Annotated in this window: 17 protein-coding genes and 1 pseudogene; 15 read left to right on the top strand and 3 right to left on the bottom strand. The window is 30.7% G+C overall.

Annotated features, from left to right (window positions below; genetic code table 11):
• Nucleotides 1-2 precede the first annotated feature (2 nt).
• From OIU83_RS01740 to OIU83_RS01670, 15 genes and pseudogenes are all read left to right on the top strand, one after another.
• Entirely contained in the window at nt 3-2,180 is a 2,178-nt protein-coding gene (locus OIU83_RS01740; RefSeq protein WP_264204556.1) for a hypothetical protein, read from the top strand.
• Nucleotides 2,181-2,215: 35 nt separating this feature from the next.
• Nucleotides 2,216-2,848, top strand: a complete 633-nt coding sequence (locus OIU83_RS01735; protein ID WP_264204555.1) for a hypothetical protein — start codon at nt 2,216-2,218, stop codon at nt 2,846-2,848.
• 348 nt (nt 2,849-3,196) lie between these two features.
• Nucleotides 3,197-4,076, top strand: a pseudogene (locus OIU83_RS01730) (IS982 family transposase).
• The gene (locus tag OIU83_RS01725) at nt 4,077-4,556 is read left to right on the top strand and encodes a hypothetical protein (protein WP_264204554.1); all 480 of its coding nucleotides are present in this window, start codon (nt 4,077-4,079) and stop codon (nt 4,554-4,556) included.
• A 391-nt stretch (nt 4,557-4,947) separates the two neighbouring features.
• Entirely contained in the window at nt 4,948-5,430 is a 483-nt protein-coding gene (locus tag OIU83_RS01720) for a M15 family metallopeptidase (protein WP_264204553.1), read from the top strand.
• Between the two features lie 4 nt (nt 5,431-5,434).
• Complete coding sequence (locus OIU83_RS01715; protein ID WP_264204552.1) at nt 5,435-5,905, top strand: hypothetical protein; 471 nt, start codon at nt 5,435-5,437, stop codon at nt 5,903-5,905.
• Nucleotides 5,906-5,909: 4 nt separating this feature from the next.
• On the top strand, nt 5,910-6,242 hold the full coding sequence (locus OIU83_RS01710; RefSeq protein WP_264204551.1) for a hypothetical protein: 333 nt from the start codon (nt 5,910-5,912) through the stop codon (nt 6,240-6,242).
• Nucleotides 6,243-6,477: 235 nt separating this feature from the next.
• Nucleotides 6,478-6,765, top strand: coding sequence for a hypothetical protein (locus tag OIU83_RS01705; protein WP_264204550.1), 288 nt, complete (start codon nt 6,478-6,480; stop codon nt 6,763-6,765).
• The gene (locus OIU83_RS01700; RefSeq protein ID WP_264204549.1) at nt 6,752-7,054 is read left to right on the top strand and encodes a hypothetical protein; all 303 of its coding nucleotides are present in this window, start codon (nt 6,752-6,754) and stop codon (nt 7,052-7,054) included. The genes OIU83_RS01705 and OIU83_RS01700 overlap by 14 nt, the downstream gene beginning before the upstream one ends.
• A 192-nt stretch (nt 7,055-7,246) precedes the next feature.
• Nucleotides 7,247-8,281 carry a hypothetical protein gene (locus tag OIU83_RS01695; RefSeq protein ID WP_264204548.1) on the top strand — a complete coding sequence of 345 codons (1,035 nt, stop codon included), beginning with the start codon at nt 7,247-7,249 and terminating at the stop codon, nt 8,279-8,281.
• Between the two features lie 15 nt (nt 8,282-8,296).
• The gene (locus OIU83_RS01690) at nt 8,297-8,956 is read left to right on the top strand and encodes a hypothetical protein (protein ID WP_264204547.1); all 660 of its coding nucleotides are present in this window, start codon (nt 8,297-8,299) and stop codon (nt 8,954-8,956) included.
• A gap of 70 nt (nt 8,957-9,026) precedes the next feature.
• Nucleotides 9,027-11,435: a fibronectin type III domain-containing protein gene (locus OIU83_RS01685; protein WP_264204546.1), complete on the top strand. Its 2,409-nt coding sequence runs from the start codon at nt 9,027-9,029 to the stop codon at nt 11,433-11,435.
• A 96-nt stretch (nt 11,436-11,531) separates the two neighbouring features.
• The gene (locus OIU83_RS01680) at nt 11,532-11,999 is read left to right on the top strand and encodes a hypothetical protein (protein WP_264204545.1); all 468 of its coding nucleotides are present in this window, start codon (nt 11,532-11,534) and stop codon (nt 11,997-11,999) included.
• Between the two features lie 20 nt (nt 12,000-12,019).
• Nucleotides 12,020-12,490 carry a phage holin family protein gene (locus OIU83_RS01675; RefSeq protein WP_264204544.1) on the top strand — a complete coding sequence of 157 codons (471 nt, stop codon included), beginning with the start codon at nt 12,020-12,022 and terminating at the stop codon, nt 12,488-12,490.
• A gap of 154 nt (nt 12,491-12,644) precedes the next feature.
• A complete protein-coding gene (locus OIU83_RS01670) occupies nt 12,645-13,046 on the top strand; it encodes a hypothetical protein (RefSeq protein WP_264204543.1) in 402 nt (133 codons plus the stop codon).
• A 131-nt stretch (nt 13,047-13,177) separates the two neighbouring features.
• On the opposite strand, the gene OIU83_RS01665 is transcribed toward OIU83_RS01670, so the two are convergent.
• The 3 genes from OIU83_RS01665 to OIU83_RS01655 form a co-directional block, all read right to left on the bottom strand.
• The gene (locus tag OIU83_RS01665) at nt 13,178-14,524 is read right to left on the bottom strand and encodes a DUF2268 domain-containing protein (protein ID WP_264204542.1); all 1,347 of its coding nucleotides are present in this window, start codon (nt 14,522-14,524) and stop codon (nt 13,178-13,180) included.
• Between the two features lie 330 nt (nt 14,525-14,854).
• Nucleotides 14,855-15,046, bottom strand: a complete 192-nt coding sequence (locus tag OIU83_RS01660) for a cold-shock protein (protein ID WP_264204541.1) — start codon at nt 15,044-15,046, stop codon at nt 14,855-14,857.
• A 242-nt stretch (nt 15,047-15,288) separates the two neighbouring features.
• On the bottom strand, nt 15,289-15,621 hold the full coding sequence (locus tag OIU83_RS01655) for a YegP family protein (RefSeq protein WP_264204540.1): 333 nt from the start codon (nt 15,619-15,621) through the stop codon (nt 15,289-15,291).
• Nucleotides 15,622-15,657 lie beyond the last annotated feature (36 nt).

Here is a 15,657-nt window from a genome sequence, read left to right as displayed (position 1 = left end):
TAATGATTATTAAAAACCATACTATAGAACTAAAAGATACCAGTGCTTCAGAAATGGCTCGGTTCAGGCAAATTATGCTAGGCATTTGGCGTCAGCAGATTGAGGATGATAAAAATGGTGATGAGATGCTAAAGTATGTTGAAAGTTCCAATAATTACAGTGATATTAAATTTGTATCAGTATATGAAGTCATAGAATGCATCAAAAGAAAAATTGGTTATGTTTATCCTAATACCTCTTTTAGCAAACTTATCGATGGCCCAATTAAGAGTACACCTGAAAAATTAGGAACTATAAATTATAATGATAGCCAGGGAGCACAAAAACAAGGTGGAATATCTTTAGAATGGAATACTTTTAACGGAATAAATCTAATAGCCAAAACTTTTAAACCATCCATTGAAATTGGAAAATATCACACCGATTTTTCTTTAACAATTTTCGACAATAATTTAAAAGAAATTGCTTTCAAATTTACAGTTCAGGATTTTGATCTTTATATCGCACTTTTTGATTTGTTAGGAATCGTAATTACCAGCGATGTCCAAATAATTATTAATTTATATCTTAAAAAGATAAAAGAAGCCAATAATAACCCAAGCAAATTAGATGTTATTTACGAATCGCTTCCTCGAACTTTATTTGGCAAAATGAATGATCAGCAATTGTATGAACATCTTGATCTTCTTTTAAATGATGTATCATATTTAGAAGTAATTGCTCCTACAAATTTAGATACAAATGAAGACAAAGCTATTTTACAAATTCTGTATGCTATAAATGACAGACAATTGCTATACCTCAAACTTCGCTATAGTGATTTATTATATAGAATATACAATAAACTTCATGGCGAAGAAGTACAAGATTTACTTCGTTTTTTAACTCGTTTGGTAGCCGAATTTGACACCTCAAAACCATCGGATATTGTATATTTTGATAACAGTTACTATTTATTTAGAGACACTCATTTAGAAACGGATTGGTCTGGAAAAAAAATTTTGGTAAACAATTATAGAAATGAAACCCAAACAATTATAACATACGATAAAGCATATGTTCCTATGGAACTTGATAGTAACATGTACAGTTCTCCAGTTCAAAAAGTGACCATTCCAAAACAATATATAAATAAGTCATTTAATCCATTAGCAAAATTAAATTTCGGGACAAAACTGGGCGATTTGGGCGATCAAATAGGCGACGACAACACTTTTGTTATTGCCTTAAAAATTCACGATATGGCGACTAAACAATCAAACTGGGATTTGTTTAATATTGCTACAGATTTATTGAGTTTATTATCCGCCTATGGTGCATTACGTATCGTCTTAGCAAAAGGAGCACCTATAGCAGCGAGAGTTTTGGCAGGAGTTGTTCTAGCAAAAGATGCTACTCATTATGCCATGTTAAGTAATGGTACTTTAGAAAAATGGCATAAAAACGGTTATAGCTGGTTAGCCAATCTTTGGATTGCTTTTAGCGTTACTGTGGATCTTGCTTCTTTTGGATTACCTAATTTGTCTAAAATAGCAAAAGAAGGAAACACTGCTGCCGAACTAGCAGAAACAGCAGAAGATGCAAGAGAAATAAGAAGAGTTGCTGATGAAGCAAACAAAATTATTGACATAGAAACAGGTAAAGATGTTTCTAAGATGACTGAGAAAGAATTAGATGATTTTATTTATAGACAAGATGATAGACCACATTCCCCAACAGGCAAAATGGAAGGTCGAATTAAATCACATGTTAACTCAAAAGGAGAAATAGAACCTGCTAACATCAACGGTAAAACAACAGTACAACAACACATTAGAGGCTCGGAACCTGTTAAAAGCGAAAGTCCTTATACTTCATTTTCTTTAAATAATCTAGGAACTGGAGCTAATAAATCATATGGGAATTATATAATTGAAGTCGATATTAAAAAACTAAAAAAAGATATTAATGCGGGATTAGTAAAAGATGTTCAAATATTAAAACATGAAGAAGTGCTTTCAGAATTGCAAGAAAAAATAGATATTGCTCAAAATAAAGTAGATCTTAATCCTTCAAAAAAGAATCTAGATAGCTTAGATAAAACAAAGCAAGATTTTACACATTCAACTAGAGATAAAGAAGTCTTGATAAAAGGGATAGTTCCTTCAAAATATATAAAAGTTAAACCTCAAAAGAAATAAAAAAACAATTAATTTTGAATAAACAATTTTCAAAGATGACTGACGAAATAAAAAACTTGCTATACTCAACTGGAGTCCCAGAAGAGTTTGGCTTATATGAAGTACAGATTATAGAAGAAATTCCTGTAGAGCGAATCCCCAAATTAATTGAATTATTAAAAAATGAGAATCAATTTATAGCTTATCAAGCCATGCTAATTCTCACAGCATGGAATATAAAAGAAGGTTTTGAAAGTATAACGGAGTTTATAAAAAATCAACCTGATAGAAACTATGAATTTGAACCTCACAGAATTTGGGGCGCTGATAATGTATACGATTATATAGCAGATGCTTTATATATTTCAACCTTTAACAGCGATGATGAAGAAAAAATAATCCCTTATTTTATAGAATTATTAAAATTATATGGTATTAAATTTTTTGAATCTAATTTAAAGTCTCGCTTGTTAAAAATAGAACCTAGAAAAGAATTACTTCCATATATTATTAACGCTCTTGAAGAGTCTTTAAAAAATGAATTATACTATCAGTCAAGTCAGTTATTACCTGTAATAGCAAAGTATGACAAAACTTTAATTAATGATTATATTACTTCTTTTCAAAAATTAATTGAAATGGATAATAGGATTCAGTATAATTTGGATGAAGTACAAAAGTATTTATAAAGCTAAAAAAAAAATTAAATTTATCCAAGACCTTTTCGATTTGGTGTTTTTTATCAAACTTCTAAATATATCATATAAAAGAGCAATGAATAACTTACCAAAACTAGATTTTTTATATTTTAATCTAGAACATACAGAAGAAAATTATCTGAATAGAAAAGAACTATATTACGATAAGGTTGATTGGGATTAAAGACATTTTGAAGATTATGCTAAAACCTGCTCTTTTGAAGAATTGGTATATCTAATGATATATATATACCCGTAGTGCATTTGGATTAGACAAAATAAAAGTTGTGCAACCTGCTAAAAAGCAGTAAATTGTAGTTACGACACAAACAATTCAAAATGCACAACTTTAGAGCAAATTACGGGAAAATTTTAGAAGTATTAAAAGAATTAGAGCTTGATAGCGAGAATTTTTTATCTCAGATACGCAAACCCAGGTTAACTGATTTAAGAATAATCGCCATAAATCTGACTTCTGAATATATGAGCATAGATAGCGAGTATCAGCTCTTCAGGATATTACCTACTGAAATTAAGCTACTTATAGAACGAAGTGTTTACAATAGAAGAAAAAGAAGGTTATTTGGCTCTATGGAGCGTATTAGAAAATTACTGGCGGAAAAATTTAATGGTGCGGAAAAATATTTTGTTGTAGATAGCATGCCTTTGGAGGTTTGCAAATTATCAAGAAGTTCACGTAGTAAAATATGCAAAGAAACAGATTATGCCCTTCCAAACAGAGGATACTGTGCCTCGCAAAAAATGCATTATTATGGCTATAAACTTCATGCGGTTTGTTCGGTAGAAGGTGTCTTTCAAAGTTTGGATATTAGCCCTGCTTCGGTCCATGATATTCATTATCTCAAAGATATAAAACAACAACTTAAAGACTGTAGGCTATTAGGAGACAAGGGGTATTTATCATCTGATTATCAGTTAGATTTGTTCACATCGCATAATATTAAGCTTGAAATTCCAATGAGAAAGAATCAAAAAAACTACAAAGATCAGCCTTATATAATAAGAAAATCCAGAAAGAGAATAGAAACGTTATTCTCTCAACTCTGTGATCAATTTATGATTAGAAGAAATTATGCTAAAAGCTTTTTAGGTTTTAAAACAAGGATACTCTCAAAAAATAACAACGCTTACTATTATTCAAACAATAAACAGAAGTGAAAATAGGAATATAAATAACTTAAAGATCAATATTACCTAAATGCACTACGGGTTATATATATATATATATATATATATATATAAAGATAAATATGCTAGAGATAAATTTGAATCTATTATTTCCTTAGATTCAAAAGATCAGGTTTTACAATCTTACACTAATAAAAAAGGAAGAATTATTACAGAAACAAAATATGACTCTTATAATTTTTCCAGAACAGAAGTTATTGGTATGATTTCCCAATATCATAGTGAACAATATTCGGATGAGGAAATTATTGAGAAATATTGGAAGAGTGAATATTATATGCAAAATCTTTTCCTGGAGTTTAATCAAGAGGTTCCAATTCACGTCATCGACAAAGCTTTAGAAGGCAAAGAATATACAAAAACTGAAAAAGATGAGGTATTACTTTATGAGGTAAAAGACAGTCCAATAGCTTCGTTAGAAATTACTAAAAACAGCATAAAATTGAATATAAATGAAGACAAAGTGATATTGTATGTAATGATTTGGTAATTGATTCTTAAGATATTTTCTTTTCATTGCAATCCCGTTTTTCTTAATTAGAAAAACGGGATTTTTTTTGCTATTATTTTCCATTTTTATCTACAAAATAAAACCCAAAAAAGCACAAAATTCTCTACTGAAATTACTGATTTACAACTTCATATTATTTTTACAACGCGCTATTTAGGCGTATTTTTACAGTATAATTAAAAGCACTTATTCCATCAAGATTGCGATCACAAAAAAACAACATTTTCAGGATTTACTTAAGCAATTCTTTTAGTCTTAAATAAATTTTACAACACCAATAATCTTATAGAATACTATAAATTCTGATTGTCTTAAAACAATTAGAAAGGCTTTTTATGCTTAAAATTTGAAATCTTTAATAAATACAAATATGGATCAAACAACAAAAAAACACATTGATTTACTACATCCTTCGGTTAGGGAAGAAGTTGCCAAAATCATCGAAGAATGTGATCTTGCCTTAACCGGAAGAGCAAAAGTACGCATTACACAAGGACTCAGATCTTTTCAGGAACAAGAGGATCTTTATGCTTTTGGAAGAACGAAACCAGGGAAAAAAGTAACGAATGCAAAAGGCGGACAATCTATTCACAATTATGGCTTTGCAGTAGATATCTGTTTAATTATAGATGGAAAAACGGCTTCGTGGGATACTGCAAAAGACTGGGATGGTGACCAAATTTCGGATTGGCAGGAATGCGTAGAAATTTTCAAGAAAAACAACTGGAACTGGGGTGGTGACTGGAAAACGTTTAAAGATCTTCCGCATTTTGATAAAAAAGGATATAGCGACTGGAAAGTTCTCAGCAAGCTAAAACGCGACAGAAAAAACTATGTAATCTTATACAAATAAATAGATGAAACATTTAAAATTAAAATATATCACTTTTTTAATTGGGATTTCTTTTGCAATTATTTCTTGTAATTCTACCAAAACAACGGCGTTCGATCCGTATTCTTATCAAAAAACAATAGAAATAAAAGTAGAAGCAACCAAATTAATGAATAAAGGGATTACGCCTTATACGACTCATAAAGAAGAAGTTGAAGCCTTATTGTTGAATATCGAAAAATTGACCCAATACGAAAAAAGCAAACTCAATAACGAAATCACATTTGCGATGTGGAAAATTTTAAACAATAAAGAAAAAAATCTTTTGGCTGGATTCTTCAAACGTTGGAAAACGAAAGGAATTTTATCTCCAGCTTTTATAGAGGAATCAAAAAAACAAGTTTTAAATGCTTTGGATTTACTGATTCAATATGAAGTAAAAAAAGACAAAGAGTCAAAGGATGCACTTTTAGATTTAATCAACAGCAATACTTAAAACTATGAATAACGATCAATTAATAGAAGAGTTAAAAAGTAAATTAAAGACGATTATAACAAAAAGTTATAAAGACAATAAACCCGAATTAGAGAAAGATCTAAATACATTTTTGGAAACATCCAAAGAAAAACTGGAGCGCTGGATCATTCTTTTCGCTTCTGGAGATTTAACCGAAGAAGAATTAGAATGGTTATTAAAAAGTCAGCTCGATTTAGTTGCATTACAAGCGCTTCAAACTGCCGGAATATCAAAAATAAAACTGAATACACTTAAAAATAATATTGTAAAAACAATTTTTAAATTTATTATCGAGATAATTATTCCAAGTGTTTAAAAGGGGTATTTTTAACTTGTAAAATATTAAGGTTTTTGTTTTTAATGTATTGTTAGTTAGGTTTTTATTTTAGGTTTTTAACTTGCTGAAACTACTGATTCCTAACCCTTAATATCTTGGTAAAAGACAAAGCATAGCGTATTTTTACAGTCTCAAATAAGACATCATCTTTTGAATATGGCGCGCAAATTCAAAAGGAGAAAATAATTAATAAAACAACAAATAATAACGACATATGAAAGATTTTATCATAGATGAAGACTTGTTAATCACAAAAGGAGATTTTGCCATTAAAGAGGCAGATCAGCAAAACATAGAACATCTATTGTTAAGCCAGAAAGGAAGTTATAAAGAGTTTCCTATTCTTGGAGTAGGAATCAAAAAACACATCAACGGCCCAGATGCAACATCCAGGTTAAGACTAGAAAACGAAATAGATAAACAATTATCGTACGACAACTTTTATGTAAAAACACTAGATGTTAACGATTTACAAAACATTAAAATCGATGGAAACTATTAAACCACAAGAAAACCAAAACATTTTTGACATCTCCTTGCAAGAGTACGGAAGCATAGAAAAAGTATTCGACCTCTTAGAAGATAATGATCAATTTAATATTACAGATGATATTTCTGTTTATGAAGATTTAAAAATAGGCAGAGAAGCCTTTAAAAAGGATATTGTAGAATATTACAATTCTAGAAATTTAAAACCCGCAACTTCTATTACAGATGAAGAACAGTATTTACTGGACAATTTCTCTGGAATTGATTATATGATTATAGAAGATGATTTTATCATTTATTAATAAATAACCTCAATTGCTATTACCGGAAACGTTAGTCCTTACTATCTTAATCTTCGGGTAATGTTAAAATTCTCTTTTTAGAAATCTCTAAAAAAAACTACTTCTCTGTAGTATTTACAATCAAAAAATAAACAAGTATCTATAAGCATATTCACATGTCTTACAGGCTAACCTATATTAAAAAATTAAAATATGGCACGTACAATTGCTGAAATACAGAACGAAATTGTGATTGAGAAGGGGAAACAATCCTCCCTGGATGGCTTAACAAATAAGTCAAAAACAAGTATTTGGAATCTTTGGGTCAACATAGTCGCTACTGCTATTTGGGTTCACGAAAAAATAGTAGAAAAAAATGCTCTGATATCAAGACCACACACTTTAAACTGGTATCGCGAACAAGCTTTAAATTTTCATTATGGCTCACCCTTAGATCCAGATTCGAGTAACGGAATGGTGCTGGTATGGAAAGATGGTTCGTACCAATTTGACACTACAGATCTTTCGGAAGACCAAATTGAACAATCAAAAATAATAAAACATTGTGCCGTAAGTGAAATTGACTTAGAAACGGTGCTTAATCCGAAAAAGGAGATAAAAGAAATTTTCTCAGACTATTTCCACAATAAAGTTGGGGTTGTTTTTATAAAAGTAGCCACTGTAAAAGGTGATAAAATTTCGAGAATCGACGTTCCTAATGAACTTTTTGCTTTTAAAGAATACATAGCCAAAATTAAAGATGCAGGAAATCAAGTTTACATCACATCTGATCAAGGGGATATTCTAAAATTGAGCCTAAATGTTTACATCGACCCTTTAAGTATTTATATCAATCCAAAAGACATTGAATATTATCAATTAAGGAGTTTGGGCAAGGATTTTACCCAGGAAGATTCTTTAGATCCTCAAAATGGTTCATTAATATTAAATAATGAGGTATTTCCAGTGCTAGATGCTGTCAAAGATCATTTAAAAAATATCGAGTTTAATGGTGCTTTCGTAAAAACATATTTGGTTGATGCAATTCAGAAAGCGCAAGGAGTTAAAATTCCAATATTGACTAAGGTTGAAACCGCCTGGGCAACAAATCCTAGTGACCAACCGGAGGATCCTATAGATGTGACCAAGATCGAATATTTTATTCCTAACGCAGGTTATTTTGATATGGATACGCTAACAGTTGAAGTAAACTATATTCCTTACACATTTTACAGAGATAAACAATAGTCTAATATATATACAATGAATAAATACACCGTTTTAAAATGGGAAAAGCTATTGTTATGGCTTATTCCACCTATTCTTAGAAAAAAGACACATCTTGACTGGCTCAATGTTTTGCTGACTCCACTTCATACTATTTATGAAGAAACGCTATATAAAATGCAACATACAGGTCAGGTTATTTATCTGGAGAAAATACTCAACGATGCCTACAATCCAACTAAAAATTACAATCCTAATTTAAGCACAGAGCAAAAACGATTAGAGGAATTAATTTATATAGACGAATCGGTCAGGCCTACTATACAATATGTGTATTTGCACAAAGAGTATTACGAACCAAGAATTAAATTACCAGATGGAACTTTAGTAGATGGACCGTTAATGATTCCGCAATTAAAAATATTTACTCACGCTGAATACAAAAACAGAAACAACAAACCTGTTTATCTCGCTCATCGTAAAGATTACACAACAATTGCCTACGCAAATTTTAGAGTATTTATTCCGGAAAATTTAATAGCAAATAAGACTATAGTCGTCCAGCCAAACAAAGACGGAACTGTACAAAAAACAGAACCTATTAAAGTAGCCAATATGGAGTTTCATAATCTGCTTAACTTTTATAAACTGGCAGGAAAAAGTTATGAAACCTATTCTTATTCGCCGGAAGATTAAACTAAAAGGTGAAATAAAAACACACAGACAAATAATAATACAAAAACAACAGACATTTAAATAAATAAAAATGAAACAAGTAAATTTTAGTCATCCAGGAGGATTTCCTCTCGAGCAAGAAACTTTAGAAAGACTTCAAACTGCCTACAGATATGAGTTATTCGAAGCTTTAAAAGGTCATTTAAGCATCAAGATCGGTAAAAACTATACCGTAGCTCCTGCAACAAACGACAAGAAAGGCTGGGCTATCATTCATCAAGAAGAAAAAGATCCTAAAGATGAAACAGGTGCAAAAATACTGCAGGGAATTTTATATCCTATTGAAAAAGGTACTCCAACCGGATTTTTAAAAACTACTAGGACAGGTACAAATTTAACATACGGAACAGGAGTATTACAAACCGCTTATTTTGATTATGAAGCACAATACATAAGTTCGGATGAATTTGCAAATCGTCCTATACCTTCTCCAATCACTGATGCATTAGCAGTATATTATTATGAATTAAAAGATTTCAAAACCGTAAAAGACATTGAGGCAATTGAAACGATTATTAAAGGGATTGAAACAAACATTGATACAATAGAGGCAAATATTGATGCCGTTGAAGCAAACATAGGTAAAATAGAAACAGATATTAACCTAATCAATCAAAGCTATCTTCCGCTTAATGGATCAAAAGCTATGCAAGGTGATTTAGATTTAAGCTCTTACAAATTATCCAAATTAGATATAAAAGAAGGTGGTTTTGCAACCGTAAGGGTGGCCGATTTAAGGTTAGGATCAATAAACAGAAGAGGATTACTACATCCTACAGAGCCTACAGGAAAAGCATTGGTAGATAACAGCACCCAAACTAGCACAAATCTTACTTTAAATTACGGTTCGGATTGGCAGAATACTTCGATTGGAGGAAAAGTATATTTAGAGAATTTAAATACATCAGATTCTATTAAATCTTTGTTAGTAATAGATAATGCAAATCAGGTCACTAAAAATAATACGCTAATCGATTCGCTGATTAATCGTATTATAAAGCTAGAAGAACAACCTGCAACAGCAGTACCTATCGGGATGATTGCTATTTGGGGAAAAACTGCACCATTTCCGAAAGGATGGGAAGAATATGTACCGTTAAGAGGAAGAGTACCTGTTGGGTTAGATCTCTTTGATACTATTCTAAATAAGATTGGAAATTATGGAGGAAGTAAAGATGCTGTTGTTGTTGAACATAGTCATGACTGTAATGGATTCAGCACACCTAATACAGGTATAAATGGTCTTGAAACAGGATCATATAAATGGGGTTTAATTTCACCAACAACAACTGTAGGAGAATCTGGAATTAATAAAAATATGCAACCATATAGAGTAGTTCATTTCATAGAGTATACAGGGTCAACTGTAGTAACAAACCCTACAGATTTAGAGGTATCGAAGATTACTGATACAACTGCGACTTTAACTTGGAAAGCAGCAACGGATAACGTAACTGTTGCTAATTATCTGGTATCTGTAAATGGTGCTTTACCATTCTCAGTAGGGAATGTTCTTTCCTATAATGTTACTGGATTGTCTGCAGTAACACCTTACAGTTTTTATGTTATAGCGCAAGATGCTGCAGGGAAACAATTAGGCGTTAGTAATACAGTATATGTAACCACAACGGTAAAGGATACGATTAAGCCAACAGCACCAACAAACTTAAGATGTTACCCAACAGAAAATCGTTTTATAACGCTTGAATGGGATGCTTCAACGGATAATGTAGGGGTTGTTCGCTATCGTGTATATAGAAAAGTAGCTGGTGGAAATTATGAAATAAATTATGGAACTCCTGATACCTATGCTACTGTTTCGGGTGATGCAAATACAACATATTACTTTATGGTAACAGCTTTTGATGCTGCTGGAAATGAATCTGAAGGTAGTAATGTAGCTACAGGAGCTACAGATCCATCATCAGGCTCCTGTTTCGATGTAGAATCTTTGGTAACAATGGCATCTGGGCAATCAAAAAAATTAAAAAATATTGTAGTTGGAGATAAACTTCAAGGACTTACTTTCCCGAATGAGATAGATGAATCTGAGGGAGATTATATGCTATGGAATGGAAAATTAGATGAAGGCACCAAGGCAGAAGTAACTGTGGTAGCCAAAAGAACGAGTACACAGCCAAATTATTACGAAATTAAAACAGCAGATGCTACAATTAAAGTTACTGGAGAGCATCCTCTATTAATTTCTCAAGATGGTGAAAACGTTCAATACGTATGTACAAAGAATGTAGAACAAAGTATGTTATTGATTGATAAAGCTGGAAAAACAAAAGCTATTGAATCAATCTTATTTAAAGAAGAGCCTCTGGAAGTAGCATTATTAGATGTTGAGGATGTCGATAATTATGTTATTTCGGGAATTGTTGTTCACAACAGTAAACCAATAGATAAAAAAGATCCAAATGCTCCAGGAAATTAAAAGAGAATAAGAAATAGCAACTTGCAATAATCTTTAGGGGCTTCATGCCCCAAAAGATTATTTGTATGAAAAAATTAAACTAAAAAAATATTATACATGAATAAAATTGTGAAATTTATTTTTACAGCTTCAGCATTGCTGTGGCTTTTAATTACGATACTAATAATGATACCAATAGCAACCTTATTATTACCAACCTTATTTATCTCAAAAAAACATTATACAGAATGGATCCTTTTTTTATTTGCATTGATTTGTTCTTTAGGTGTTTATCCTATATGTTTTATGTATGCTGTTATAAAATGGAATGGTTTTTTAAGCTATTTAAGAAAACTTAGTTTGAGCATCGACATTACCGGAAATATGGTAGCTGGGGCATTATTAAACGATAATTTTATTATAGCTTCCTCTACAAATAGATTTGGTGTAGTCCAGGAAACTATAAGCGATAATTTAGGAGAAAATGAAAGAGATAATACGCTATCAATTTTTGGAAAAAGATTTACCAATTTACTAGGAGTAATTGATTTTGATCATGCTCAAAAATCTATAGTAGAAGATTAACAAAGAAAATAGAAAAACCGATGGTGCATAAAATTTCAGAATATTCAAACGAAATAAAATTATTGCTTTATGGAATTTTTATTTACTTAGAAATGGATATTGAAATTGTAAAAGTGTTGTTTTACTTAATGGTAATGGATACTTTTTTAGGCATTATCAAAACCATAGTATTAAATAACCCATTTAGCTTTAAAAAATTAGCATTGGGATTTGTTTCCAAGTTAGCCGTATTGTTAATACCAACAGCTTTGGCATTAATGAGTAAAGGACTTAATTACAACTTTAAATGGTTTGTTACCATAGTAATGGATTTACTTATTGTAAGTGATGGTATTTCGATAATCAGCAATATTATAGCTATAAGGACAAAAAAAGAAGTAGAAAATTTCGACGCAATGACCTTGATTCTTAAATCGATAAGGAATCGTTTGGTACAATTATTTAAAAGACTTTTGATTACAATCGACCCAAAATATCACATAGAAAAATAGATAGTACAGAAAGATAAAGAATCGACTCCTATACTATTGATACTAATTTTGATTTCTATATACAGAAAAAGATGTTACTTACTATTATTTACAATAAATAACCCAGATTAAACTGGTTGTAATTTTTCCTGAATTTGAGAGAATAACGTAACCAATGAAATTAAAAACAGCAATTAAAAATACATCTTATTTATTGGAACGGGTATTTAAGATTAAAAGGATAAGGAATATAATAGATTTAAGTAATTCTTTTTATGTCGTGAATAATGAAGTATTCCCGGCATTATTTGATGCAGAAATTTATAAAGTAACATTTAGTACAGGAAGAAATGAGAAAATAAAAAGCTACGACCTGTTTTTATCCAGCAATGAATTGATTTGTGATAAGGAAATAGATGCTTTAAAAGAATATTTAGGTATAGTTCTTTCTGGAGATGGGTCGCAATTTGAAATTCTGGATTATCAAACGGATTTTACCATCCAATTTGATCAGGAGAATAGCTCTTTTGTGGATTCTGATAAGGTAGATAAAGGTTTGATAATTTTTAAAAAATAAATTCATAGAGAAACTTTATCTCCAAATAAAAATTAGGGTTGTAAATAAGAACTCAATAAACGTAATTAACTTTATGATTATTAGTTAGTCCGTTTTTTTAAGGACTTCCCGTATTTTATTTAGGTTTTGGGTTAGTTTGTCGTAGTCAGGAACTTTAAATCATATTTACTTTTATCGAGGAATAGTAAGGGATTATCCATTTCTATCATTTCAATGTAAGCTTGTTGTTTATCACTTGCTTGATTATAATAAGATTCGGCGATTTTATAACCAACATAATAACCTAAATCTCCAGGTCTATCCTTGCTGGAGGAAGCATTAAAGAGCCAGTTTTTATAGTTATTAGTGCATAGTTCGCTTTTCATTTCATACCATAATGCCTTTTCATTCTTTTGACCATAAATTGCGTATTGGGTGATTTTATTTGGACGGCCTAGATTTTTTTCGGCTATAAAAGAGGCAACGCCTTCCTTTATGATGTTTTCTAATAAAGGGCAGGAGCAAGCATTTTTATTTCTTTCTTTTTGCTGAGTGTGTACTAGCTCATGTGTTATGGTTTCCTCTAGTTTGGCTTTAACTTCGATTAAGTTATTGGTCGATACTATATCTGTTTTAAGATTGGGATTAGTAATCTCGTTCACATCCGAAGTTTTATCGCCAGTTTGCATTTCTGCGGCAATTAGTAAAACGTTAGATGAGATAGTACCGGCAGCAAGCATTGGACCTATTACAAATGCGACTTTGAAATCACTAACATTAGGATATATCTTTTTTAAATTGTTGGCAATACTGTCAATAGAGCTATTTAGTTCATAGACTATAAATGAGTTTTGTCTTATTGAATTATAATAATTTTTGTATTTCCAGATTCTCTTTACGAACATTTCTGCCGAAAAGTCCCGAACTTTTGCAAATTGTCTTAATCCATTTGTTCCTCTATCTAAATATAAAGTTTGTATTGTACGAATGCTATCGTTGGTTGTTTTGCAAAATTTTAGATTGTCATACATTTCCCAAAATTGCTTGATGTCAAGAGTATAGATACTTTTACTATTCTCAGTCTGGAGTGTTTTTTGTATTTCTTTTCTTTTTTGGAGCTGTGCCTTGCCATATGTGGTGATACAAACATTAATTTCGCCATTAGGTACAACTTTGTTACTGATTCCCTTTATACTAATTTTATAGTCCCCGGATTGTTTGGCTATAAAATCTATTTTGTCATATCCAGAATTTCCATCGGCTAAATCCGTTGTTTGTTCAATCTTATTTTCGGGGTCTATCAAATCTACTTTTATGTCAATTTTATTTTGGAAAACAGTAATTAAGTAGGAAGAATTCTTTTTTAATTTTACTTGAAAAGTGATTTCACTGCTGCCAGTATATTTTATGTTTTCTTGTTTTTTATTTATCTCAATATTTTGTGAATATACCAATGGGCCAGAGGTAAGGACGAGGAATAATAAAAATAATTTCATCATGAATTTTAATTTTTAAGGTTTTATAAAACCGAATTTTCTGTTTCAGCTTTATTAAATGACCTTTAAAAAGAATAGATGTTACAGATTTTTATTGATTTTAAAATTCCTAATCAGTGGAATAAAACATAAAATAATTTCTATATCTTCCTGTGTTTAATCCACAAAAAAAATCCTGCAAACTATCGTTTACAGGATTTTTTGTTTTTTACTAATTGTCGTGAGTGATTTGTAGGGTTTTATTATTGAGAGTGTATCGAATATTATTCTTTTATCTTCATATTTAAACCAATAGGCAATCGTAATCTATGCAATTTTAACGTTAATGTAGTATTAAGCTACTGTAACTTCAACTGCGTTTTTGCCTTTTTTTCCGTCAACTATTTCAAATTGAACAGAGTCACTTTCTCTAATTTGTTCTTTTAAGCCTGATGCATGAACAAAGATATCTTGTCCTGTACCTTCTTCTGTAATGAATCCAAATCCTTTTGCTTCATTGTAAAATTTAACTACTCCTGTTTTCATAATTTATATTAATTTTATTAGTAAATGTACTCTAAAATATTATTTAACTTACTGATAATTAGTTTTTATTTTTAAAATTAATTTATTATTTTAATGTCGAATTCTGAATTTAGTTGCCTGCCTTTCAATCAGATGATACCGTTCGCTTTAAATTAATAGTATCATGAATACGAAAGCTCCTAAAAATAAAACCACCCGATAAGAGTGGTTTTAGTGTTTTTAAGCAAATTTTTTTGACTATTTTAAGTAGTTTGGTCGTCTATAGTTGCTGTAGGTGCATTGTTTTTTACAGATTCAATTCCGTTTTCTCTTGCAGCAACGCTTTCATACATTTCACTTGTGCCGATGATTTGACCGTTGGTTGCTTTTAGGTTGAAATAAGGTTTCTCATTTTTGGATGTTTCTCTGGCGAATTTTGAATCATCTTCTGAGTTGGTTTTTACAGATTCGATTCCCTTTAAACAACCTGCTTTTGCTGTATATCCTTCGCTGGTTAGAATTGTTTGTCCGTTACCGGCTTTTAAATTAAACTGAAACTCTCCGTTAGTTCTTTTAGAAATTACAAATTTTCCCATTCTGGTATTGATTAAGTTAAAAATATTTTTAATTGT

Origin of the sequence: Flavobacterium shii (genome assembly GCF_025847235.1) — a bacterium.
Classification (GTDB): Bacteria; Bacteroidota; Bacteroidia; order Flavobacteriales; family Flavobacteriaceae; genus Flavobacterium; species Flavobacterium shii.
The sequence above is the reverse complement of the archived record's forward strand: the minus strand, read 5'-3'. Positions and strand labels throughout refer to the sequence as shown.

Bases quoted from the DNA above. Each gene is read 5' to 3' on its own strand.
- OIU83_RS01740 (WP_264204556.1), top strand. From the start codon at position 3: ATGATTATTAAAAACCATACTATAGAACTAAAAGATACCAGTGCTTCA.
- OIU83_RS01735 (WP_264204555.1), top strand. From the start codon at position 2,216: ATGACTGACGAAATAAAAAACTTGCTATACTCAACTGGAGTCCCAGAA.
- OIU83_RS01725 (WP_264204554.1), top strand. From the start codon at position 4,077: ATGCACTACGGGTTATATATATATATATATATATATATATATAAAGAT.
- OIU83_RS01720 (WP_264204553.1), top strand. From the start codon at position 4,948: ATGGATCAAACAACAAAAAAACACATTGATTTACTACATCCTTCGGTT.
- OIU83_RS01715 (WP_264204552.1), top strand. From the start codon at position 5,435: ATGAAACATTTAAAATTAAAATATATCACTTTTTTAATTGGGATTTCT.
- OIU83_RS01710 (WP_264204551.1), top strand. From the start codon at position 5,910: ATGAATAACGATCAATTAATAGAAGAGTTAAAAAGTAAATTAAAGACG.
- OIU83_RS01705 (WP_264204550.1), top strand. From the start codon at position 6,478: ATGAAAGATTTTATCATAGATGAAGACTTGTTAATCACAAAAGGAGAT.
- OIU83_RS01700 (WP_264204549.1), top strand. From the start codon at position 6,752: ATGGAAACTATTAAACCACAAGAAAACCAAAACATTTTTGACATCTCC.
- OIU83_RS01695 (WP_264204548.1), top strand. From the start codon at position 7,247: ATGGCACGTACAATTGCTGAAATACAGAACGAAATTGTGATTGAGAAG.
- OIU83_RS01690 (WP_264204547.1), top strand. From the start codon at position 8,297: ATGAATAAATACACCGTTTTAAAATGGGAAAAGCTATTGTTATGGCTT.
- OIU83_RS01685 (WP_264204546.1), top strand. From the start codon at position 9,027: ATGAAACAAGTAAATTTTAGTCATCCAGGAGGATTTCCTCTCGAGCAA.
- OIU83_RS01680 (WP_264204545.1), top strand. From the start codon at position 11,532: ATGAATAAAATTGTGAAATTTATTTTTACAGCTTCAGCATTGCTGTGG.
- OIU83_RS01675 (WP_264204544.1), top strand. From the start codon at position 12,020: ATGGTGCATAAAATTTCAGAATATTCAAACGAAATAAAATTATTGCTT.
- OIU83_RS01670 (WP_264204543.1), top strand. From the start codon at position 12,645: ATGAAATTAAAAACAGCAATTAAAAATACATCTTATTTATTGGAACGG.
- OIU83_RS01665 (WP_264204542.1), bottom strand. From the start codon at position 14,524: ATGATGAAATTATTTTTATTATTCCTCGTCCTTACCTCTGGCCCATTG.
- OIU83_RS01660 (WP_264204541.1), bottom strand. From the start codon at position 15,046: ATGAAAACAGGAGTAGTTAAATTTTACAATGAAGCAAAAGGATTTGGA.
- OIU83_RS01655 (WP_264204540.1), bottom strand. From the start codon at position 15,621: ATGGGAAAATTTGTAATTTCTAAAAGAACTAACGGAGAGTTTCAGTTT.